Origin of the sequence: Streptomyces sp. col6 (assembly GCF_008042035.1) — a bacterium.
In the GTDB taxonomy this organism is placed as follows: domain Bacteria; phylum Actinomycetota; class Actinomycetes; order Streptomycetales; family Streptomycetaceae; genus Streptomyces.
The window spans coordinates 338,573-359,241 of record NZ_RDBL01000027.1; the positions used below are offsets into that span (position 1 = coordinate 338,573).

21 protein-coding genes are annotated in these 20,669 nt (G+C 71.4%); 6 read left to right on the top strand and 15 right to left on the bottom strand.

Annotated elements, in window-relative coordinates:
• Positions 1–447: 447 nt before the first annotated feature.
• From EAO73_RS36175 to EAO73_RS28765, 5 genes are all read right to left on the bottom strand, one after another.
• The gene (locus tag EAO73_RS36175; protein ID WP_191134263.1) at positions 448–606 is read right to left on the bottom strand and encodes a hypothetical protein; all 159 of its coding nucleotides are present in this window, start codon (positions 604–606) and stop codon (positions 448–450) included.
• Positions 607–672: 66 nt separating this feature from the next.
• Complete coding sequence (locus EAO73_RS28750; protein WP_147974428.1) at positions 673–1,623, bottom strand: cytochrome c oxidase assembly protein; 951 nt, start codon at positions 1,621–1,623, stop codon at positions 673–675.
• A 120-nt stretch (positions 1,624–1,743) separates the two neighbouring features.
• Positions 1,744–2,769: a 6-phosphofructokinase gene (locus tag EAO73_RS28755; RefSeq protein ID WP_147974429.1), complete on the bottom strand. Its 1,026-nt coding sequence runs from the start codon at positions 2,767–2,769 to the stop codon at positions 1,744–1,746.
• A 167-nt stretch (positions 2,770–2,936) separates the two neighbouring features.
• Positions 2,937–3,665: a type 1 glutamine amidotransferase gene (locus EAO73_RS28760; RefSeq protein WP_147974430.1), complete on the bottom strand. Its 729-nt coding sequence runs from the start codon at positions 3,663–3,665 to the stop codon at positions 2,937–2,939.
• 34 nt (positions 3,666–3,699) lie between these two features.
• Entirely contained in the window at positions 3,700–4,938 is a 1,239-nt protein-coding gene (locus EAO73_RS28765; RefSeq protein WP_136205529.1) for a Mur ligase family protein, read from the bottom strand.
• A gap of 387 nt (positions 4,939–5,325) precedes the next feature.
• Between EAO73_RS28765 and EAO73_RS28770 the strand changes: the two genes are divergently transcribed.
• Positions 5,326–6,492 (top strand): alanine--tRNA ligase-related protein, encoded by a 1,167-nt coding sequence (locus EAO73_RS28770; protein ID WP_147974431.1) that lies wholly within the window; start codon positions 5,326–5,328, stop codon positions 6,490–6,492.
• A gap of 47 nt (positions 6,493–6,539) precedes the next feature.
• On the opposite strand, the gene EAO73_RS28775 is transcribed toward EAO73_RS28770, so the two are convergent.
• Together EAO73_RS28775 and EAO73_RS28780 are read right to left on the bottom strand one after the other, a co-directional pair.
• Positions 6,540–7,739: a right-handed parallel beta-helix repeat-containing protein gene (locus tag EAO73_RS28775; RefSeq protein WP_191134264.1), complete on the bottom strand. Its 1,200-nt coding sequence runs from the start codon at positions 7,737–7,739 to the stop codon at positions 6,540–6,542.
• Between the two features lie 139 nt (positions 7,740–7,878).
• On the bottom strand, positions 7,879–8,556 hold the full coding sequence (locus EAO73_RS28780) for a 2-phosphosulfolactate phosphatase (protein ID WP_147974432.1): 678 nt from the start codon (positions 8,554–8,556) through the stop codon (positions 7,879–7,881).
• Between the two features lie 124 nt (positions 8,557–8,680).
• Here EAO73_RS28780 and def point away from each other — a divergent pair, with 124 nt between their 5' ends.
• Positions 8,681–9,226, top strand: a complete 546-nt coding sequence (def, locus tag EAO73_RS28785; RefSeq protein ID WP_191134265.1) for a peptide deformylase — start codon at positions 8,681–8,683, stop codon at positions 9,224–9,226.
• Positions 9,227–9,233: 7 nt separating this feature from the next.
• Here def and EAO73_RS28790 read toward each other — a convergent pair whose 3' ends face one another.
• Positions 9,234–9,884, bottom strand: coding sequence for a TetR family transcriptional regulator (locus tag EAO73_RS28790; protein WP_132903617.1), 651 nt, complete (start codon positions 9,882–9,884; stop codon positions 9,234–9,236).
• Between the two features lie 170 nt (positions 9,885–10,054).
• On the opposite strand from EAO73_RS28790, the gene EAO73_RS28795 reads away from it, so the two are divergent.
• Together EAO73_RS28795 and EAO73_RS28800 are read left to right on the top strand one after the other, a co-directional pair.
• Complete coding sequence (locus tag EAO73_RS28795) at positions 10,055–11,281, top strand: acyl-CoA dehydrogenase family protein (protein WP_147974434.1); 1,227 nt, start codon at positions 10,055–10,057, stop codon at positions 11,279–11,281.
• A 156-nt stretch (positions 11,282–11,437) separates the two neighbouring features.
• Positions 11,438–11,836 carry a hypothetical protein gene (locus tag EAO73_RS28800; RefSeq protein WP_147974435.1) on the top strand — a complete coding sequence of 133 codons (399 nt, stop codon included), beginning with the start codon at positions 11,438–11,440 and terminating at the stop codon, positions 11,834–11,836.
• A gap of 8 nt (positions 11,837–11,844) precedes the next feature.
• On the opposite strand, the gene EAO73_RS28805 is transcribed toward EAO73_RS28800, so the two are convergent.
• Entirely contained in the window at positions 11,845–12,333 is a 489-nt protein-coding gene (locus tag EAO73_RS28805) for a glutathione peroxidase (RefSeq protein ID WP_147974436.1), read from the bottom strand.
• A gap of 35 nt (positions 12,334–12,368) precedes the next feature.
• Positions 12,369–12,911, bottom strand: a complete 543-nt coding sequence (locus EAO73_RS28810; protein WP_147974437.1) for a GNAT family N-acetyltransferase — start codon at positions 12,909–12,911, stop codon at positions 12,369–12,371.
• Between the two features lie 235 nt (positions 12,912–13,146).
• Here EAO73_RS28810 and EAO73_RS28815 point away from each other — a divergent pair, with 235 nt between their 5' ends.
• Positions 13,147–13,581, top strand: a complete 435-nt coding sequence (locus EAO73_RS28815) for a hypothetical protein (protein ID WP_147974438.1) — start codon at positions 13,147–13,149, stop codon at positions 13,579–13,581.
• 7 nt (positions 13,582–13,588) lie between these two features.
• On the opposite strand, the gene EAO73_RS28820 is transcribed toward EAO73_RS28815, so the two are convergent.
• The 3 genes from EAO73_RS28820 to EAO73_RS28830 all read right to left on the bottom strand — a co-directional run bounded on the left by EAO73_RS28820 (position 13,589) and on the right by EAO73_RS28830 (position 16,918).
• Positions 13,589–15,340, bottom strand: coding sequence for a cation:proton antiporter (locus EAO73_RS28820; RefSeq protein WP_147974439.1), 1,752 nt, complete (start codon positions 15,338–15,340; stop codon positions 13,589–13,591).
• A 153-nt stretch (positions 15,341–15,493) separates the two neighbouring features.
• The gene (locus tag EAO73_RS28825) at positions 15,494–16,129 is read right to left on the bottom strand and encodes a hypothetical protein (protein WP_147974440.1); all 636 of its coding nucleotides are present in this window, start codon (positions 16,127–16,129) and stop codon (positions 15,494–15,496) included.
• A gap of 108 nt (positions 16,130–16,237) precedes the next feature.
• Positions 16,238–16,918 (bottom strand): hypothetical protein, encoded by a 681-nt coding sequence (locus tag EAO73_RS28830; protein ID WP_224756499.1) that lies wholly within the window; start codon positions 16,916–16,918, stop codon positions 16,238–16,240.
• Positions 16,919–17,002: 84 nt separating this feature from the next.
• On the opposite strand from EAO73_RS28830, the gene EAO73_RS28835 reads away from it, so the two are divergent.
• Complete coding sequence (locus EAO73_RS28835) at positions 17,003–17,215, top strand: DUF6011 domain-containing protein (protein WP_147974442.1); 213 nt, start codon at positions 17,003–17,005, stop codon at positions 17,213–17,215.
• A gap of 4 nt (positions 17,216–17,219) precedes the next feature.
• On the opposite strand, the gene EAO73_RS28840 is transcribed toward EAO73_RS28835, so the two are convergent.
• Together EAO73_RS28840 and EAO73_RS28845 are read right to left on the bottom strand one after the other, a co-directional pair.
• Positions 17,220–18,104: an acyl-CoA thioesterase gene (locus tag EAO73_RS28840; protein ID WP_147974443.1), complete on the bottom strand. Its 885-nt coding sequence runs from the start codon at positions 18,102–18,104 to the stop codon at positions 17,220–17,222.
• A 17-nt stretch (positions 18,105–18,121) separates the two neighbouring features.
• Entirely contained in the window at positions 18,122–20,635 is a 2,514-nt protein-coding gene (locus tag EAO73_RS28845) for a DEAD/DEAH box helicase (RefSeq protein WP_147974444.1), read from the bottom strand.
• Between the last annotated feature and the right edge of the window lie 34 nt (positions 20,636–20,669).

A 20,669-nucleotide genomic window follows, 5' to 3' on the forward strand; every position in this document is an offset into this window, starting at 1 on the left:
GGCGAGGGCCGCCCGGGGGTGTTTGCGGCGTTCGCATCCCCGTCGCCGGGCGCGAAGGTGTACGCGTCAACGCATCCCCGCGTCCCGGCGGCCGGCCGAGCCGGAGAGGCCGGTCGCGCGGCCCGGCAGCCCGGCAGGAGCGGGCCGCGACCGGTCACCGTATGCACTGGTTCACCCCGGCGAAACGCTGCCGGAATCGCCGTCCGCCCGGCCCGGACCCACCGGATGGGAGCGCTCCACCCCGGGGTCCCGTGCTCCCGGAGCGCGGAACGGCCGCGGCCGCCGCCGTTCGTGGGCGCAGTCGTCGGCCATGACCGATTACTGGCGGCAGGACCGGACAGGCAGTGCCCTCCGGGGCGAGAATCCGACGGTGGAGCGACGAGGGCCATGCGCTCGGCCTCCGGCACGCCGCCGTGCGCGACGCGGTCGACGGGGAGCCGGCGCGCCTCACGTCTCCCGCGTAGCCGCCATCCCGATCGTGATCAGTCCCAGCACCACCCAGCCGAACCAGAGCCAGCCGTTGCTTCCCAGGGCCACCGTGTAGGCGGTCACCGCCACCAGGGCGCCGGCGGTGAGCATCCCCATCGTCTTCGTGGATCCGGACATGCGCGCACCCTCCTCATCGGCCGCGCGGCCGTCCAGCCCATGGTCACCCGAAAGGAGGGGTTACCGCTACTGTCCGCGCGCCTGCAACGACGCGAGATACGCGTTGTACGCCTGCAGCTCCTGGTCCCCGTCGCGGTCCGCGGCCCGGTCCGTGCGCTTCGCCGTGCGCTGTTCCGAGCGGTACCACTGGAACACCAGGGCCACCAGGACAACCACCGACGGGATCTCGCTGAACGCCCAGGCGATGCCGCCCGCCGCGCTCTGGTCGGACAGCGCGTCGATGCCGAGCGAGGCCGGCGGGTTCTTGTACACCTCGACCATCGGCGTGGACGCCATCATGAGCGCGATCCCGAAGAAGGCGTGGAACGGCATCCCGGCGAACAGCTCCAGCATCCGCATCACATAGCCGGGCCGGTGCGGCCCGGGGTCGACGCCCATGATCGGCCAGAAGAAGAACAGGCCGACCGCCAGGAAGTGGACCATCATCACGAGGTGGCCGGTCGTCGAGCCCATCAGGTAGTCGAAGAGCGGCGTGAAGTACAGGCCGTACAGGCTGGCGATGAACAGCGGGATCGTGAACGCCGGATGCGTGACGATCTTCATGTACCGGCTGTGCAGCAGCATCAGGAGCAGCTCGCGCGGCCCCTTGCTGCCCCGCCGCGCGACGGGGAGGGCGCGCAGCGCCAGCGTCACCGGCGCGCCCAGCAGCAGCAGGATCGGCGACAGCATGCTGATCACCATGTGCTGCACCATGTGCACGCTGAACATGACCATGCCGTAGTCGTTGAGCCGGGTGCACATCACCAGCGCGATGGTCAGCACACCGATTACGAACAGGACCGTGCGGCCCACCGGCCACGCGTCGCCCCGCCTGCGCAGCCGCAGTACCCCGTATCCGTACAGCAGCACGGCGAGGACGCAGCCGATCAGGAAGAACGGGTCCGCGGAGAAGTGGAGTCCGCGCCCCAGCGTGAACGGCGGCAGGTCCATGTTCATGCCGTGCCCGCTGTGATCCATCTGTTCACTCCCGATGGGAACGCCGGGACGTCCCTGTTTCGTGCTGGTTGTCCCGACCAGAGTAGAACCGCCCCCGGCCGCTGATGCGGCCGGGGGCGGTCTCGGGTCGGGGTGTCGGGCTCAGAGCACGCACTCCGCCTCGGCGTACCGGGCGGCGGGGACCGTCTTCAGGGTCTCCACGGCGTGCGCCAGGGGCACCATCGTGATGTCCGTACCGCGCAGCGCGGTCATCATGCCGAACTCGCCGCGGTGCGCCGCCTCCACCGCGTGCCAGCCGAAGCGGGTCGCGAGGACGCGGTCGTACGCGGTCGGCGTGCCGCCGCGCTGGACGTGGCCGAGGATCACCGGGCGGGCCTCCTTGCCGAGACGCTGCTCCAGCTCGACGGAGAGCTGGGTCGCCACGCCCGTGAAGCGCTCGTGGCCGTAGACGTCCTTGGCGCCCGACTGGAAGTCCATGGAGCCTTCGCGCGGCTTCGCGCCCTCCGCGACCACGACGATCGCGAACTTCTTGCCGGCCGAGAAGCGGCGGCCCACGACCTCGGTCAGCTCGTCGATGTCGAAGGGGCGCTCCGGGACGACGACGGCGTGCGCGCCGGCCGCCATGCCCGAGTGCAGGGCGATCCAGCCGGTGTGGCGGCCCATGACCTCGACGATCATGACGCGCTGGTGCGACTCGGCGGTGGTCTTCAGCCGGTCGAGCGCCTCGGTGGCGACGCCGACCGCGGTGTCGAAGCCGAAGGTCACGTCGGTGGAGGCGATGTCGTTGTCGATGGTCTTCGGGACCCCGACGATCGGCAGCCCCGCCTCGGAGAGCAGGTTCGCCGCCTTGAGGGTGCCCTCGCCGCCGATCGGGATGATCGCGTCGAGACCGAGGTCCTTGACGTGGCCCCGGGCCGTCTCGACGCCCCCGCGCAGATGCGCCGGCTGGACCCGGGAGGAGCCGAGGATCGTACCGCCCCGGGCCAGGATGCCGCCCACGGCGTCCAGGTCGAGCTTGCGGTAGTCGCACTCCAGGAGGCCCCGCCACCCGTCGTGGAAACCGATGACCTCGTCGCCGTGGTCGACCACAGCGCGGTGGACGACGGACCGGATGACGGCATTGAGGCCGGGGCAGTCGCCGCCGGAGGTGAGCACACCAATTCGCATTGCCCGGGAAACCTTTGCAACGTGGGCCGACGACCGGACCACGTCGTCCGGTTGGATCCCCGCCACCCTACCGGCGCAGGGTGGCGGGACCGAACCCGGCGTCCGCCTGCTGGACGCCGCTCAACTGAGCTGCTTGCCCCTCATCGGACCATGGGTGAAATGCCTGGTCAGGCGGGCTGCGTGGCCGCGGCGACGCGCTCCGCGCGCAGCGCCTCGTACCACCGGTCGTCGGTCGGCGGCAGGGCGTTCACATCGAGGGCCAGCTTCAGCAGCAGGTCCGCGATCATGGGGTTCCGTGCCATCACGGGACCGTGCATGTACGTGCCGAACACCGTGTCGTTGAACGCGCCCTCGGTACCGTCGCCCGTGCCGTTGCCCCGGCCGAACCGCACCCGCGCGAACGGCCGTGCCGTCGGCCCGAGATGCGTGACGCCCTGGTGGTTCTCGAACCCGGTGAGCGGCGGAAGCCCCAGCTGCGGCTCGATGTCCGCGAGCACGTCACCGACGCACCGCGCACCCTCGCCGCGGGTCGAGACCACGTCCAGCAGACCGAGACCCTGCTCGCGCTCACCGAGGTCGTTGATGAACTCGTGGCCGAGGATCTGGTACCCGGCGCAGACCGAGAAGATGATCGCGCCGTTGGACGCCGCCCGGCTGAGGCCGCCGTCGCGGCGCAGCCGCTCCGCCGCCAGCCGCTGCGGCCGGTCCTCGCCGCCGCCGATCAGATAGATGTCGCCCGACGTGGGCACCGGCTGGTCGCTGCGCACGTCGACGCGCGCGACATCGAGGCCGCGCTGACGGGCCCGGCGCTCCACCACCAGGGCGTTGCCCTGGTCGCCGTAGGTGCTCAGCAGGTCCGGGTAGACCCACACCAGCCGCAGGCTGTTGTTGCTCATGCTTCGTCCTCTCCGGAGGGGCCCGGGGCCGGGGTCAGTTGCCGACACGGCGGCGCAGATCCTGGAAGGCGGTGTAGTTGGCGATGACCTCGATGCGTCCGGGCGGTGCCTGCTGCACGGCCTCGTCGAGGTTCTCGCAGACCCGGAAGTCGAGTCCGGCCACTTCGAGACGGACCGCGAGGTCCAGCTTGCGGTCGCCGAGCACGAAGATCGGGTGGCCCGCGAGCTGGGTGTAGTCCACGTCCCACAGCCACGAGGTGTCCGTGCCGTCCGCGCCGCGCGCGTTCACGGACAGGATCACCGGGGTGGGCGGCGGGTCGATCAGCGAGAACGTCTCCAGCCAGCCCGCCGGGTTCTTCGCCAGCAGCAGCCGCAGCTCACGGCCGAGGAAGCTCACCACGTCGTAGCGGCCGGCGACGGCCTGCACCTGGTACATGCGCTCCAGGGCGACCTGCGGCGGCACACCGAAGACGGCGGCGACGGCCGCCGAGCTGGTGGCGTTGGCCTTGTTCGCGCGGCCGGGGAGCTGGAGGTGGATCGGCCACGCCGAACCGTGCGGGTCGAGCACGTAGTCGCCGTGCAGTACCCAGCTCGGCGGCGGACGGCGGAAACCGCACTCGCCGCAGAACCAGTCGTCGCCGGGGCGCTGCATGACGCCGCCGCAGGACGGGCAGGACCAGGCGTCGTCCTTCCACGCCTGGCCGGCCGCGACCCACACCACGTTCGGGGAGGAGGAGGCGGCCCAGACGATCAGCGGGTCGTCGGCGTTGGCGACGATCACGGCCTTCGAGCCGGACAGCCCCTCACGCCACTTCTCGGCCAGCATCCGGGTCTCCGCGGCGCGGTCCAGCTGGTCGCGCGAGAGGTTGAGCAGCGCGATCACCTTGGGCGTCGTGTCGCGGGCGACGCCGGCGAGGTACTTCTCGTCGACCTCGATCACGCCGTACTGCGCGTCCGAGCCGCCGGCCAGCGCCGAGGTAATGCCCGCGGGCATGTTGGCGCCCAGCGCGTTCGACACGACCGGGCCCGCGGCACGCAGCGCCTCGGCGATCAGCCGTGTGGTGGTCGTCTTGCCGTTCGTCGCCGACACGAGGATCACGTCCAGGTGCTGCGCCAGCCGCCCGAGCAGGTCGGGGTCGAGCTTGAGCGCCACCCGGCCGCCGATCACCGATCCGCTGCCCCGCCCGGCCGCCCGCGACACCGCCGCAGCGGCCTTGCCCGCCGTCACGGCCAGCTTGGCCCGCGGCGACAACGGCTCCGTGTTGCCTGCCATCGTCCTAGATCCTCCTTGCATCGGTCCGCCGCCCAGCCTATCGATGTCCGGCACTGTGACCGTACGGCGGCACCGTCCGGCACGCGGACTTCCCTTGGAATGGAGGACGCGTGAGCGGGCCGTCGCGTTCTCCACGGGCCCGTCGGCGACGGAATCCGGGTGCACGGGCGGCCGGGGGCGCGTTACCGTCGGCGTATGGACGTCAACGGCATCACCACCACCGCGACCGCGCGAGCGACCAGCTCGCCGGTTGCCGCCGTCTGACTTTCCCTTCCACCGGCGACCGGAAACGGTCCGTCGGTGGTGCCGAGGAGATTCTCCCCGGCCGGGTGACCGAACGGTCCCGTTCTCCGGCGCCTTCCGCGATCGCGCGAAGGAGCCGTCCCCATGGACACCGAACAGCTGGCCCGTACCTTCATCGAGTACTTCGAGGAGCGCGGCCACCGCCGCATCACCGGTTCCACCCTGCTGCCGCCGCCCGGCGACCCCGTGCTCTTCACCACATCCGGGATGCATCCGCTCACCCCGTACCTGGAGGGCCGTCCGCATCCGCTCGGCAGCCGGCTCGTCAACCGGCAGCGCTGTCTGCGCACCACCGACCTGGACGAGGTCGGCGACGCCACCCATCTGACCGTGTTCGAGATGCTCGGCAGCTGGTCGCTGGGCGACTACGAGGGGCCGCGGAGCCTGGAGTGGGGCTACGGGCTGCTCACCGAGGGCCTGGGAATCGACCCCGGCCGGCTGCACGCCACCGTGTACGCCGGTGACGACCGCACCGAGCGGGACACCGCCTCGCTGCGGGTGTGGCAGGACCTGGGCGTGCCCGTGGAACCGACCGTCGAGGACAACTGGTGGTCCAACGGGCCGGTCGGGCCGTGCGGCCCCGACTCGGAGATCTTCCTGTGGAGCGGCGAGGGGACGCCCGTCTCCACGCCCACGGGCGACGACCGATGGGTGGAGGTGTGGAACCACGTCACGATGAGCCACCGCAGGCTCGACGACGGATCGCTGGTGCCGCTGCCGCAGCGCAATGTCGACACCGGGCTCGGTCTGGAGCGGCTGGCCTCGCTGCTCCAGGGCCGGCGGTCGGTGTTCGAGTGCGATGTCTTCGACCCCTGGCGCCGGCTCGTACCGGCCCTGTGGCCGCTGGACGAACCCTCGCTGCGGCTGGTCTGCGACCATCTGCGCTCCGCCGTCGTCATCCTCGGCGACGGGGTGCGCCCGGCCGCCACCGGGCGCGGGTACGTGCTGCGCCGCCTGCTGCGACGGGTCCTGACCGTGCTCCGGCGCGACGATTCCTCGCGCACGCTGGGCGATCTGCCGGCCGAGCTGGTCCGGCACACCCTGGACCGCTTCCGGCAGGACCTGGACCCCGGCGAGGTGCTGCGGGTGCTGGACGGGGAGGAGCGCCGGTTCGTGCGGCTCCTGGAGCGGGGGCGGCAGGTGCTGGCCCGGCCGCGGTTCAGGGGGCCGCTGACCGAGGAGGACCTGCACTACCTCCACGACACCCACGGCCTGCCGCGCGACCTGGTCACGAGCCTGCGGGAGGAGTGAGGCGGCGGCGGTGCCGGGAGCGGTCCGCTCCCGGCACCGCGCACGCGTTACGGAGTGACCACGTTCCCGCCGAAGGACACGACCAGGTGGCCGTCGGACGCGAACGACCAGGCGAGGGCGCCGGAGTACGCGGAGCACCGGGAGCCGTTCGACCCGGACCAGAACTGGTTGGAGCCGTCCGCGTCGCCGACGGTCTTGTCGTTGGAGCCGTCACCGCTGCGGCAGGAGGTGTTGGAGCGGAACACCGAGGTGCCCTTGTCGAAGGAGAAGTTGCGCTCCGCGTTGTCGATGCCGACGTTGTCGGACACGGCCATCGAGCCGGGGTTGCTGTTGTACGTGAAGCCGTGGTGCCCGTTGTTGTAGGCGATGTTGCGCCGCACGACGTGGTTGACCTTGATGTCGTCGCCGCCGAGCTTGAACCCGTTGCGGTCGCCGTCCTCGTTCACGGTTCCGTCGGAGAGCGTGCCGTTGTCGTAGCTGAGCGAGTCCTCGATGGTCACCGGGCCGATCGGACCGGTGTCCGTCTTGGTGTACAGGTCCCAGCCGTCGTCGATGTTGTTGTGGGAGACGGCGTAGCGGAACACGTTGCCGGGGCCCGCGGTGAGCTTGGCGGCGAAGCCGTCGGCGTCCTCGCCGTCGGAGTCGGCGTTGTCGTGCGACTCCGAGCTGAGGACGAGGTTGTTCGCGGGCCACTCGTCGTCGGGGGTGCTGGAGGAGATACGGGAGATCTGCAGGCCGGAGTCGTGGTTGAAGCGCGTCACGACGTGCTCGATGACGTTGTTGCTGCCGCCGACGAAGATGCCGTTGTCGCCGGCGTGCTCGACCGTGAGGCCGTCGATGTGCCAGTAGGCGCCGTTCACGGCGAGTCCGCGGTTGGCCGGGTCCTCGCTCATCTCCGAGAAGTTCAGCACCGGCTTCTCACCCGGGTAGGCGGCCATGGTGGTGCGGGCGCCCGACGTGCCGTCGTTGCCCGGTGGCACGGTGACCGTCTGCCCGTAGTGGTACGTACCCCCGCGCAGGTAGATCGTCCCGCCGGCGTCCACCCGGCTGATCGCCGAGGCCAGTGTGGTGGGGTCCGATTCGGTACCGGCGGCGTCGGCGGTACCGCCCGGTGCGACGTACAGCGCGGCGGCCGCCAGCTGAACGGAAGCGTTTTCTTCGGTCGGGGAGGCCTGCGCGGTGGCACCCAGGGCGGCGAGCGAGCCCGCCAGCAGTCCGGCACATGCGAGAACAGGTTTGAGCTGCATCTTCGACTCCAGGTGGGGGGAGTGAACCGAACGGGCTGCCGTCCGGTGTGGTGCAAGCGCTTTCCGTCGACCGTAGAGTGATGCCATGGGCACGTCAATGGTCATGCATGTGTTTGGTGATCGGATATGTGAACAGCTTCTATGGGGCGGTGTACGGGCGCAGCACCATGAGGGAGTCTTCCGGCGTCGCCACCATGGCAAAGGGGAACCGGTCGAGTTCGAGGCAGAGTGCCACGTCATCGGGGTGGGCCCCCTCGCGCACGCCCTGCGCCAGTTCGGCGGCGGCGCGCGAGTCCCCGGCCCGGCGCAGGTACGGCGCCGCGTCCACCGCCTCACCGGCGGCCCTGCGGGCGATGTACTGGGCGCACGCCAGATCCTCCTCGGCGCGCCCCTCCTCGCCGGTGACCACGAAGGTGACGTCGTCGCAGCCGCGCTCCCGCAGCAGCCGGGCCGTCGCCTCCGCCACCACGAAGCCGGCGCACAGCACCAACGACGCGTCCTTCACCGCGAGGGCACCGACCGTCCCCGCCGTGGTCTTCTGCACCACGGTCCGGCCGCCCAGGTCCCGCGAGCGCAGCAGCGCCGGCGAGTTGACGGCATCGAACCCGGGCGCGGGCGCCCCGTCCTTGAGTGCCACCCAGTCCGGGTGGCGGCCCTTGAGCGCCAGCGCTTCGTCCAGTGAGCCGGCGAGCACGATCTTCTCCGCGCCCCGGGCGAAGGCCCAGGCCGCCACGGTGTAAGCGCGCATGACGTCGACGACGACCGCCACGGACGGGGGCGCGGACAGCTCGGCGATACCGAGGAAGCGGGTGTTCATCCGCCCATGATCGCCCACGGCCGGCCGCCCCCGCACGAGTGACCGGGACCAGGGCGTTGACGCAGGCTCCGGGCGGGCCGTCCGGCGTCCTGGGCGGCACCTCGCGGAACGTACGATGACCGCCATGCGCAACCGCCCCATCCCCGGCAGCTCCGGAATCGTCCGCACCATGAGCCTGCTCGGCGACCCGGTCCTGCACGCGGCGTGCGAACCGGTCACGGCGTTCGGCCCCTCGCTCGCCCGGCTCGTCGAGGACATGTACGCCACGATGTACGCGGCACGGGGCGTCGGGCTCGCCGCCAACCAGATCGGTGTGCCGTCACGGGTGTTCGTCTTCGACTGCCCCGACGACGAGGACGTGCGCCACCTCGGTCACGTGGTGAACCCCGTCCTCGTGGAGGCGGACGGGATCACGGTGCGCGGCTCCGAGGGCTGCCTCTCGCTCCCCGGCCTCGAGGCCGGCACCCCGCGCTTCGACCACGCGGTGGTCGAGGGCGTCACGATGACCGGCGAGCCGGTCCGGATCGACGGCACCGGATTCTTCGCCCGCTGCCTCCAGCACGAGTGCGACCACCTGGAGGGCCGGGTCTACACCGACCGGCTGACCGGGCTGCGCCGGGCGCGGGTGCTGCGCGCGGCGCGCCGGGCGTCGTGGGCGCGCCAGGGCTGACCGGCCGTCAGAAGCCGGGGCCGTCCGCGCGGTCGCCCGCCGCGGCCAGCCTTCCCCAGAGGAGGTCGGCCAGGCTGCGGACCAACTGCTCGCGCGAGCAAGGGCGTTCGCCCAGCCACCAGTCGCCTGCCGCGTGCATCATGCCGACGATGCCATGGCCCCAGATGCGGGCCATCGCCTCGCTGTCCGGGCCGAGGTCCACCCGCTCGGCGATGACGGTGGCCAGTTCCTCGCCCAGCCGGCGCAGCAGCGGTGCGGAGTGCCGGCCGACGTCGAAGCCCTGCTCGGGGGAGGGGGTCGCGTCGTCGGACGGGTGCATCAGGAAGCGGTAGACCTGGGGGCGGGCCTCGATCGCCGCGAGGTAGGTGTCGAGCGTCGACTCGACCCGGGCGCGCCGGTCGGCGGGGGCGTCGAGCGCGGCGCGCAGGGCGCTCAGCAACGCGTCGGTGTGCCGTTTGGCGAGGGCGCGGTAGAGCCCGCCCTTGTCGCCGAAGTGCCGGTAGAGGATCGGCTTGGTGATCCCGGCCTCCGCCGCGATGGCGTTCATCGAGGCGCCGGGGCCGTCCCTGAGCACCACGCGGTCGGCGGCCTCCAGCAGCTCGCGGCGGCGGCCCTCGGCCGTGCTCCGCTGGCGCGCGGCCTGTCGTGTGGTCTCCACGTCGTCTCTCCCGCCCCTGACCGTGCTGTCCGTCGTGCCTGCGCAACGTAACACCCTGTCCGGCGCGGTGCGGATGGCGTCTCATGTGGTTGACAGAGGCTACTTGCCGGTAACAGACTGTTGTTACCGCAAGTAACCAAGCGTTTCGACGACAGCACGTGGAGGGGAACATGGCCGAGTTCACGCTCGAGCTCAACGACGACCAGAAGCAGGTCCGCGACTGGCTCCACGGCTTCGCCGCGGACGTGATCCGTCCGGCCGCCTCGGAGTGGGACGAGCGTGAGGAAACTCCCTGGCCCGTCATCCAGGAGGCGGCGAAGGTCGGAATCTACTCCCTCGACTTCTACGCCCAGCAGTTCTTCGATCCTACGGGCCTCGGCATCCCGATGGCCATGGAAGAGCTGTTCTGGGGCGACGCGGGCATCGCCCTGTCGATCGTCGGTACGGGCCTGGCGGCCGTCGGCGTCCTCGCCAACGGCACCGAGGAGCAGATCGGCACCTGGATCCCGCAGATGTACGGGGACGCCGACGACGTGAAGGTCGCGGCCTTCTGCTCCTCCGAGCCCGACGCCGGCTCCGACGTCGCCTCGATGCGCACCCGCGCGGTCTACGACCAGGCCAAGGACGAGTGGGTGCTCAACGGCACCAAGACCTGGGCGACCAACGGCGGAATCGCCAACGTCCACGTGGTGGTCGCGGTCGTCGACCCCGAGCTCGGCTCCAAGGGGCACGCCTCCTTCATCGTCCCGCCGGACACCCCCGGTCTCTCCCAGGGCCAGAAGTTCAAGAAGCACGGCATCCGCGCCTCGCACACCGCCGAGGTCGTCCTGGAGGACGTGCGCGTCCCGGGGCACTGCCTGCTCGGGGGCAAGGAGAAGCTCGACCAGCGCCTGGCCCGCGCCCGCGAGCGCGCCGCCACCGGTGGCGAGCGTGTGAAGAACGCGGCGATGGCCACCTTCGAGGCCTCCCGCCCGGCCGTCGGCGCGATGGCGGTCGGCACCGCCCGTGCCGCGTACGAGGTGGCGCTGGACTACGCGAAGACGCGCACCCAGTTCGGCCGCCCGATCATCGACAACCAGGGCGTCGCCTTCCAGCTCGCCGACATGCGGACCCAGATCGACGCGGCCCGGCTGCTGGTGTGGCGCGCCTCCTGGATGGCCACCACCGGCAAGCCGTTCGAGTCGGCCGAGGGCTCCATGTCCAAGCTGTACGCGAGCGAGACGGCCAAGAAGGTCACCGCCCAGGCCATCCAGATCCTCGGCGGCAACGGCTTCACCCGCGAGTACCCCGTGGAGCGCATGCACCGGGACGCCGCGATCTACACGATCTTCGAGGGGACGAGCGAGATCCAGCGTCTGGTCATCGCCCGCACCCTGTCCGGTATGCCCATCCGCTGACCGCACTTCGCGGTTCGCGTACGCGATCGGCCCCCGTCCCCCGGACCACTCCCGGGGGACGGGGGCCGATCGCGTTCGCCGTCACGATGGTGTGCTCCTGCCATGTACCTGTAGATTCCCCGTGGAGATCGTGACCGGGTGATGGAGGGGGCAGACATGGTGGGGTCCGGTGCTGGACGGGTCGTGGCGGTCGCCGCCGCGGCGTTCGGGCTCGTCGTCACCGTGCCGGCGACGGCCTCCGCCGAGCCTCGCACGGTCGACGCGGTGTTCGGCGGCTACGGGGAGTGGAACGCCGATCCGTACGGCGCCGCCCCCGGGGACTCGATTCGCGCCTGCGACACGGAGGCCGACGGCTGGAGCATCGAGGTGAAGCTCGACATAGACCGCGACGGCACCTGGGACCGCGTCGCCACCACGCGCGGCCACACCTCGCCCTACTGCACGCCGTGGAGGACCGGCAACATCAAGGAGGGCACCCCCGTCCGCGTCCAGATCACGAACGTGGCCGGAGACGCCACCTACCCCAAGGGTTCCCTGCTGCTGAGCCGCGCCTGAGACAGGCCCTAGGCCGGCAGCTGGGCCTCGATCGCCGCCACCAGCTCCGGGGCGTCCGGCTCGGTGCGCGGGCGGATACGGGCCACCGGCTCACCCGCCGGGGAGATCAGGAACTTCTCGAAATTCCACTGGACGTCCCCGGCCTCTCCGGCGGCGTCCGCGAGCCGGGTCAGCTCCACGTACAGCGGGTGCCGGCCCTCGCCGTTGACCTCGGTCTTCTCCAGCAGCGGGAAGCTCACCCCGTACGTCGTCGAGCAGAAGGTCTCGATCTCCTCCGCGCTCCCCGGCTCCTGGCCGCCGAACTGGTTGCACGGCACACCGAGCACGGTGAGACCCCGGTCCCCGTACTCCTTCTGGAGCCGCTCCAGACCGGCGTACTGCGGGGTCAGACCGCACTTGGATGCCACGTTCACCAGCAGCACCGCCCGGCCGCGGTAGTCGCCCAGCGACGTCGGCTCGCCGGAGAGGGTGCGCAGCGGAATGTCGTACAGCGTCATGGATGTCTCCTCGTCGGTGTCTTCGGGGATCATTCTCACCCCCGGCCGCCCTCCGCCACGACGCCGACCGCCTTGTAGTAGAAGGTCGTCGGCTTCAGGACCCCGGCCGGGTCGCCCGCGTAGTCCGGGACGGACCCGCACTCCGTCCAGCCCGCCGCCCGGTACAGCCGCTCCGCCGGGCTTCCGCTCTCGGTGTCCAGGATCAGCAGCGTGATGCCCTCCTCGGCCGCCGCGCGCTCGACCGCGGTCAGCAACTGCCTGCCGAGACCCTGTCCGCGCGCCGAAGGGCGGACCATCAGCTTGGCCACCTCCGCGCGATGGCGGGCATTGGGCAGCGGCGCACGGGCCAGGCCGATCGTGCCCGCGACGCGCCCCCCGTCCCGGGCGACCCACACCTGCACCTGCCCCGCCTCCACGGAGGCGGCGCGGACACGCCACCACTCGGCGGCCGTGTCCCGGTCCAGGGGCGCGAGGAATCCCACGGAGGCGCCGGCCTCCACCGTCTCCACCAGCAGCGCGCCCAGCTCATCGGCGTAGGTGACCAGCTCGGGTCCGGACAGGGGCACGATCTCGGTCATGGGGCAGGGTCCTTCCGCGGAACGACGGGGTCCGGCGCCGGAGGCGTCCACCCCTCCGCACGTACCGGCGTGCGGCGGCGTGATCATAGCCGCCGACCGGGGGCCGGGCGACGGGCGCCACCCCGCCCCTGCCCGCCCGGCTGCCGGACACGCCCGGCCGTGTCACGCTGGAAGCGGAACGCCCGGTCCGGTACCCGTTTCCACCGGGCGACCGTGCCAGCAAAGGAGGCCAGACATGGCCAACACGGGCAGCGCACCGGCGGCGGCACACGGCACCGGCGGATCACATCATCCTCTGAGGACGGGCTGGACCGCCTTCGCGGCGATCCTGATGATCTTCGGTGGTGCCATGGCGATCTTCCAGGGGATCTCCGCCATCGCCAAGGACGACGTATTCGTCGCCACGCGCAACTACATCTTCCAGTTCAATCTGACCGGCTGGGGCTGGATCCACCTCATCCTCGGCATCGTCATCGTGCTGGCGGGCTGCGCCCTGTTCACCGGAGCCCTCTGGGCGCGCGTCGTCGGCGTGATCCTCGCCGGCCTCGGCGCACTCGCCAACTTCGCGTGGCTGCCGCACTATCCGCTGTGGTCCATCGTGCTCATCGCCATCGACGTCTTCATCATCTGGGCGCTCTGCACGGGCGGGGACAACCGCGCGAGGGCGTGAGCGGGCCTCACGGCTCCCTCAGCAGTACGAGCGTGTCGCCCGGGGCGGACTCCGGGCGACCGCTGTCCGTGACCGGGACGAGCAGTCCCTCCGGACGCACCACGAACAGCACATGCTCACCGGCCGACGGCGGGCCGTCCGCCGCCCGCGTCACCACGCGCGCCCCCGCCTCGTACTTCCCGGCGATCTCGGGACGGGTGAGGCCCGCCCCGAAGAGGGAGTCGCCCGCGGTGTACGGGGCCACCACGCCATGGCTCGCGGAAGCGGGCGCCAGCCGCCCGACCGTCCCCTCTACGCTCTCCCGGAGCGTGAGTGAGGCCAGCGCGTTGAAGTCGTCCTCCTCGGTCAGCAGCAGCACCGAGGTGATCCCCTCCAGCTCCGCCCCGGCGCCGGTGGCCGAGGCCAGCAGTTCACCGGGCACCAGCTCCAGTCCGGCCGCCTCGATCCGCGCCCGCTCCTCGTCCGCGCCCGCCCACATCAGCACGTCGAGCCCCGCCGCACGCAGGCCGCGCGCCAGGTCGACGGCCCAGGGCGCCCCGCCCACCAGGAGGGGCCTGGACCGGGCGGGCCGCAGCACCCCGAGCCGCCGCGCCATCGGGAACGCCGTCAGGCCGTAGAGCATGACCGTCGCGACGATCACCACGAAGGTGGCGGGCAGGATGCGCTCGGCACCGCCGACGTGGTGCGCGGCGAGTTCCGCCGAGAACGTGGAGGCGGTGGCTGCTGCGACGATGCCCCGGGGCGCCATCCAGCCGATGAACCACCGTTCCCGCCCCGGCACATCGGTCCCGGCCGCCGCGAGGTGGGCGATCAGCGGCCTGGTCACCAGGACGAGCAGGGCGACCAGCGCCAGCGAGGGCAGCACCACATGTCGCAGCGAAGCCGGTGTCACCGTCGCCGAGATGGAGACGAACAGCAGCCCGATGATCAGGGAGACAAGCGTCTCGAAGAACGGCCGGCGCGTGGGCAGGTCGAGGCCCGGCAGATTGGCCATGGCCATCCCCATGACGACGGCGGAGATCAGCCCCGTGTCGTCGCGCAACGCGTCGCAGGCGGCGGCCACCCCGATCACGGCGGCCAGTTGCACCGACGTCGCCAGCTCCTCGCCGAGCCGCACCCGCGTCAGAACCAGCCACAGGACCGCCGCCCCGGCAGCGCCCGCCCCGACGCCCACCGCCGTGCTGGCCAGGAAGTGGCCGAGCCCGCTGCCGAACCCGGGCCTGCTGCCCGCGAGGACCCCGTGGAAGACGAGCGCCCCCAGGATCCCGCCGACCGGGTCGATCAGTGAGCCCTCCCAGACGAGAATGCGCTGCAGCCGTTCGGTGGGCCGTACGAAGGCGAGCAGCGGCCCCACGACGGTCGGGCCGGACACGACGAGGATCGCCGCGAGCATGACCGCCGCCTGCGCCGACATGTCCAGCACCGGGACGGCGAAGAGCGCGGCGGAGACCAGGGTCAGCAGCGCCCCCAGCCACAGCAGCCGGACCACCACCCGCCGGTTGTGCCCCTTGAGCCTCTTCAGGTCCAGCCCCAGGCCGGCGTCGTACAGGATGACCGCCACCGCCAGCGACACCAGGGGCGAGAAGGCGGGGCCGAGCAGCCGTTCCGGGTCGACGTCGTCGGTGAGCGCCCCGGCGGTGAAACCGGCCGGCAGCAGGACGAGCAGCGCCGGTACCCGCAGCCGGCTCGCCAGCAGCTGCGAACCGACCGCGAGGACCACGATCAGCCCGAGCCCCACGTACACCTGATCCGCCGTCATCGACCCGCCTCCTCGGGCGCGCCCCGGGCGCCGGAAGCGACCCGCACAGCAGCGCGCGCGACCACCTTCCGTGGCCCCGCGCGACACGCACGCGAGGGCTCGCGCTGTGGGGTGCAGTCGGCGGCCGGGATCGCCCGATCGGATCAGCCGCCCTCAGCTCCCGGCCGCCCGCTCCTTCGGGGACCAGCGCGCGGCGGGCCAGTTGTACCCGCTGAAGCCGTCGGGCACCTGCCCGCACGGCGCGTACACGCTGACGAACAGAGTCGTGGTCGAGGTGTTCCACCGGACGTCGACCTTGTCGGAGCCGTCGGGGCTCAGGAACCGGTATCCCCGCTCACGGAAGGTCGCCCCGGAGCGGTCGCCCTCGTAACTGACCTTCCAGCCCTGCTGCTCCAGCCGGCCGCGCACCCGCCGCTGTGCCTCCTCGGCGGTCGCCTCGGGGACGTCGGGCACGCTCCAGCCGAGGCCGAAGCTGTAGACGTCGTCGCGTGGCTGGTCGATGTGGGCGACGCTCCTGAGCCCCCGGTAGTAGCAGCTGCCGGTGGCGACGGTGCCCGGACTCGCGGCGTACTTCCCGGACAGCGCGAAGCCCTCGTACACCCAGTCCGACCGGTCCTTGATCCGCTGCGCGACGGCGTCGGGGTCGACGGTGGGATACGGCGCGCCCTGCCACACCCGGTTCCCGGCGATGACGGCGGCGACGGACAGGACCGCCGTCACCAGGGCGGCGGCGGTGAGGACAACGGTGCGGCCGGAGGAGCGGGCACCGCGTTCGGGGGTCGTGAACATGTGTGCGAGGTTAGGCGGCGGAGGCGTGCGGCGTATGAGTAGTCCTACCCAGACGGATTCTGAGTGTTCATCACACCGGGCGTGCCTTCTGTCGCTCCTCCCGGCCCGTCACTCCCGCTTGTCGTCCCAGGGCATGCCGAGCCAGCTGTCGAACGAGGTGACCAGCGCCGTCAGCGCCGCCGCCAGCCGCTGGTCGGCCCACTGCGCGTGCACGACGACCTCACCGTCCGACCAGAACTCCAGCGGGGTCTCGCCGGCGGCACGCCAGCGGATGCGCCGGGGGCCGCGCGGTACGTCGCCGCCGCCTCCCAGGAGGCTCCCCACACAGATCGCCACCCACAGGGGGAACAGCAGCCACCACAGGTACCACCAGAAGATCCGGCCCTTGAGGCCGACGGCCTCGGGGCAGCCGGTCTGCGCGACCGTCCAGCGGGTGCGCAGGCCCTTGCCCGAGCAGGCCTTCTCACGGACGACCGAGCCGAGCACCTCGCCGTAACCGCCCAGCACCTGATACGCCGACACCCCGTCGATGGCCGACGTGGTGACGACGGTCGCCAGCCTTGCGCGCCGCTCCGGGTCGGCCCACAGGACGAAGGAGCGCGCCCCGGTCTTACGGGCGGCGAGGTAGTCCGGTATGCCGCCCGGCGGCAGTTCGCGCTCCAGATGGGCCAGCGTCCGCGACTCCCCGGCGGGTTCGTCCCTGACGGTGACGACATGGCTGAAGGGCGAGACGGGGGCCGTCACCGCCGCACCCTTCCGCGCCTTCTTCCCCGTGGCTACGGGACTCACTTTCAGGACGGTGGCCACCTGCACTCCTCCGTTGTGGTGATCGGGAAGTCGAACAGTAGCCCCGCCGCCTGAGAGGATGACGACGTGGAGTCACCAGAAGCCGAGCCCCTGCCCGGCACCGCCGAGGCGACCGGCCCCCGCGTCGTGCGCTGCCGCCTGTGCGGACGCCCGCTCACCGGCACGGACTCCCGCCGCACCGGTCTCGGCCCCACCTGCGACGCCAAACTGCACCCCGCGCCGCCCGACATCCGTCACCGGCGGCACGAGGTCGAGCAGGACGTGCTGCCCGGGACCTGAGCCGTTACGCGGACGGCGCGTCGCCCAGCCGCCGGAACAGGCCCTCCTGCACCACCGACACCAGCAGATTGCCCGCCCGGTCGTAGATCCGGCCGCGCGCCAGACCCCGCCCGCCCGTGGCGACCGGCGACTCCTGGTCGTACAGGAACCACTCGTCCGCCCGGAACGGCCGGTGGAACCACATCGCGTGGTCCAGCGACGCCATGTCGAAGCCGCGCGGCCCCCACAGCGGTTCCACCGGAATGCGGACCGCGTCCAGCAGCGTCATGTCGCTCGCGTACGTCAGCGCGCAGGTGTGCACCAGCGGATCGTCGCCCAGCGGCCCCACCGCACGCATCCACACCGCGCTGCGCGGATCCGCGTCCTTGATCTCGTCGCGGGTCCAGCGCAGCCGGTCCACGTAGCGGATGTCGAACGGCTGGCGCCGCGCCATCCGTTCCAGCGCCTCCGGCAGCCCGCCCAGGTGCTCGCGCACCTCCTCGGCGACCGTCGGCAGCTCCTCCGGGTCCGGCACCACCCGGGCGGGCGGCAGCTGGTGCTCGAAGCCCGCCTCCTCCGGGCGGTGGAACGACGCCGTCAGGTTGAAGATCGTGCGGCCCTGCTGGACCGCCGTCACCCGGCGGGTGGTGAACGACCTGCCGTCCCGGACGCGCTCCACGTCGTACACGATCGGCACCCCGGGACGCCCCGGGCGCAGGAAGTACGCGTGCAGCGAGTGCACCGGCCGGTCCCCGTCCGTGGTGCGGCCCGCCGCCACCAGCGCCTGCCCCGCGACCTGGCCGCCGAAGACCCGCTGAAGCGACTCGTCGGGGCTCCGGCCCCGGAAGATGTTGACCTCGATCCGCTCCAGGTCGAGCAGATCGACCAGGCGCTCGGCGGGGTTCGTCATGCCGTTCCTCTCCGCTCTCACAGCTGGCCCACGGACGTGACCCGCACGACCGCCCGGCCCTCCTCGTCCGACGCGGCGAGGTCGACCTCCGCGCTGATGCCCCAGTCATGGTCGCCGTTCGGGTCGGCGAACGTCTGGCGGACCCGCCACAGGCCGTGCGCCGCGTCCTCGTCGATCTTCAGCAGCTTCGGCCCGCGCGCGTCCGGGCCGGTGCCCAGCTCCTCGTACTCGTCCCAGTACGCGTCCATCGCCTCGCCCCACGCGTCCTCGTCCCAGCCCGCGTCCGCGTCCAGCTCGCCGAGGTCGCGGACCCGGTCCAGCGCGGCCAGCTCCACCCGGCGGAACATCGCGTTGCGTACCAGGACCCGGAACGCGCGGGCGTTCGCCGTGACCGGCTTGACCTCGTCCGCCCGCTCCTGAGCCTGCTCGGCCGTCTCCACCTCGGGGTTGGCCAGCTGCTCCCACTCGTCGAGCAGACTGGAGTCGACCTGACGGACCATCTCGCCCAGCCAGGCGATCAGATCCTCCAGGTCCTCGGACTTGAGGTCGTCCGGAATGGTGTGTTCCAGCGCCTTGTACGCACTCGCCAGATACCGCAGCACGATGCCCTCGGTGCGCGCCAGCTCGTAGTTCGACGTGAACTCCGTGAACGTCATGGCCCGTTCGTACATGTCGCGGATCACCGACTTCGGCGACACCGGATGGTCGCCCACCCACGGGTGGCTGCGCCGGTAGACGTCGTACGCATGCCACAACAGCTCGCTCAGCGGCTTCGGGTACGTCACCTCCTGGAGCAGCTCCATCCGCTCCTCGTACTCGATGCCGTCGGCCTTCATCTGCCCGACCGCCTCGCCGCGCGCCTTGTTCTGCTGCGCGGCCAGGATCTGGCGCGGGTCGTCGAGCGTCGACTCCACCACGGAGACCATGTCCAGCGCGTACGACGGCGAGTCCGGGTCCAGGAGCTCGAACGCGGCCAGCGCGAACGTGGACAGCGGCTGGTTCAGCGCGAAGTCCTGCTGGAGGTCGACGGTCAGCCGCACGATGCGGCCCTCCGCGTCCGGCTCGTCCAGCTGCTCCACCACACCGCCGTCCAGCAGCGACCGGTAGATCGCGATGGCCCGGCGGATGTGCCGCAGCTGCGCCCGGCGAGGCTCGTGGTTGTCCTCCAGCAGATGCCGCATCGCCTCGAAGGCGTTGCCGGGGCGCGCGATCACGGACAGCAGCATCGTGTGCGTGACCCGGAAACGCGAGGTCAGCGGCTCCGGGTCCGACTGGATCAGCTTGTCGAACGTGGTCTCCGACCAGGCCACGAAGCCCTCGGGCGCCTTCTTGCGGACGACCTTCCGCTTCTTCTTCGGGTCGTCACCGGCCTTCTTGACCGCCTTCTCGTTCTCGATGACGTGCTCGGGGGCCTGCGCGACGACGAAGCCCGCCGTGTCGAAGCCGGCGCGCCCGGCCCGGCCGGCGATCTGGTGGAACTCCCGCGCCCGCAGCGTCCGCACCCGGGTGCCGTCGTACTTGGTGAGCGCGGTGAACAGCACCGTACGGATCGGCACGTTCACACCGACGCCGAGCGTGTCCGTACCGCAGATCACCTTCAGCAGACCCGCCTGCGCCAGTTTCTCCACCAGCCTGCGGTACTTGGGGAGCATGCCCGCGTGATGCACCCCGATGCCGTGCCGCACGTACCGCGAGAGGTTCTGGCCGAACTTGGTGGTGAAGCGGAAGTTGCCGATGAGATCGGCGATCTTCTCCTTCTCCTCCTTGGTGCACATGTTGATGCTCATCAGCGACTGCGCCCGCTCCACCGCGGCCGCCTGCGTGAAGTGGACGATGTACACCGGCGACTGCCGGGTGTCCAGCAGCTCGGTGAGCGTCTCGGTGATCGGCGTCAGGCGGTACTCGTAGCTCAGCGGCACCGGACGCGTCGCCGAACGGATCACGGAGGTGGGCCGGCCGGTGCGCCGGGTCAGGTCCTCCTCGAACATCCGGACGTCACCGAGCGTCGCCGACATCAGGACGAACTGGGCCTGCGGAAGCTCCAGGATCGGGATCTGCCACGCCCAGCCGCGGTCCTGCTCCGCGTAGAAGTGGAACTCGTCCATCACGACCTGGCCGATGTCCGCGTACTTCCCGTCGCGCAGCGCGATGGAAGCCAGCACCTCGGCGGTGCAGCAGATCACCGGGGCGTCGGCGTTGACCGAGGCGTCCCCGGTGAGCATGCCGACGTTCTCCGTACCGAACAGCTTGCACAGGTCGAAGAACTTCTCCGAGACCAGCGCCTTGATGGGCGCGGTGTAGAAGGTGACCTTGTCCTGGGCCAGGGCCGTGAAGTGCGCACCCGCCGCGACCAGGCTCTTCCCGGACCCCGTGGGCGTGGAAAGGATCACGTTGGCCCCGGAGACCACCTCGATCAGCGCCTCCTCCTGAGCGGGGTAGAGGGTGATCCCCTGCGTCTCGGTCCAGGACGAGAAGGCCTCGAAGAGAGCGTCGGGATCGTCGGTCGGGGGCAGCTGATCGATAAGGGTCACGCCCCCATCTTGCCTGCCTTCCGCTCCGATGAGG